This is a genomic window from Chryseobacterium wanjuense (genome assembly GCF_900111495.1).
In the GTDB taxonomy this organism is placed as follows: Bacteria; Bacteroidota; Bacteroidia; order Flavobacteriales; family Weeksellaceae; genus Chryseobacterium; species Chryseobacterium wanjuense.
In genome coordinates this window covers 1-1204 of record NZ_FOIU01000009.1, presented here as the reverse complement: position 1 = coordinate 1204, position 1204 = coordinate 1, and the positions used below count along the sequence as shown (strand labels likewise).

Sequence of the window (1204 nt, the reverse complement as noted above, 5' to 3'; positions counted from 1 at the left end):
TGAATTAGTCAATACTTAATCTGACAGTTATAATCAAATTAAATAACTTTAAAACAGATTAAGTATTATGACAACACAACAAAAAATTATCAAAAACAAGCTAGGCGTACTTGAATTAGCACAACATTTAGGAAATGTATCCAAAGCTTGTAAAGTAATGGGTTATTCCCGAGACAGTTTTTATCGATTCAAAGAACTGTATGAGCAAGGAGGTGAATTAGCATTACAGGAAATCTCCAGAAGAAAGCCAGTATTAAAGAATCGTGTAGATGAAGTCATTGAAAAGGCTGTTGTTGATATAGCCATTGAAAACCCTGCTCTGGGGCAGCTTAGAGTAAGTAATGAACTTAAAAAGAAAGGTTTCATTGTATCACCAGGTGGAGTCAGAAGTATTTGGTTAAGACACGATCTACATACGTTTAAACTAAGATTAAAAGCCCTGGAAGCCAAATCTGCTCAAGATGGTGTAGTCCTTACTGAATCTCAACTTTCAGCACTGGAAAGGGCTAAGGAAGAGAAAAAAGCTCATGGAGAAATTGAAACTCATCATCCTGGATATTTAGGAGCTCAAGACACTTATTATGTAGGCAATATCAAAGGAGTTGGACATATTTATCAGCAAACTTTTATTGACACATATTCCAAAGTAGCATTTGCAAAGTTATATGACCGTAAAAATGCTCTTATTGCTGCTGACATGCTTAATGATCAGGTAGTCCCATTCTTTGAGCAGCAGGAACTTCGTTTACTCAGAATTTTAACAGACCGAGGAACGGAATACTGTGGAATAAGAGAACAGCATGAATACCAGCTTTATTTAGCGATTGAAGATATTGATCACACAAAGACCAAGGCTAAAAGTCCTCAGACCAATGGCATTTGCGAGCGTTTTCACAGGACGATACAGGACGAGTTCTATGCTATAGCTTTCAGAAAGAAAATTTACAGAAGTATTGAAGAACTGCAATTAGACTTAAACAGCTGGCTATCGTATTACAACAATGAAAGAACGCATACAGGAAAACATTGTTACGGTAAAACACCGATGCAGACGTTTTCGGATAGTAAACCTATTGCAAAAGATAAATTATTGGAAACTCTTGCAGAGGAACAAAAAATCCTTACTTTTGGAAGTAAGGACAATATTGGATAACTGACAATTATTTTTAACCCCTAACTGTCAGATAAAGTCGTGGCTATTACA

The 1204-nt window shown here is 36.0% G+C and carries 1 protein-coding gene; it reads left to right on the top strand.

What is annotated here, in order from left to right; translation table 11 throughout:
• The first annotated feature begins 67 nt into the window (after positions 1-67).
• Positions 68-1153 (top strand): IS481 family transposase, encoded by a 1086-nt coding sequence (locus tag BMX24_RS20940; RefSeq protein WP_062673824.1) that lies wholly within the window; start codon positions 68-70, stop codon positions 1151-1153.
• The last annotated feature ends 51 nt before the right edge of the window (positions 1154-1204 follow it).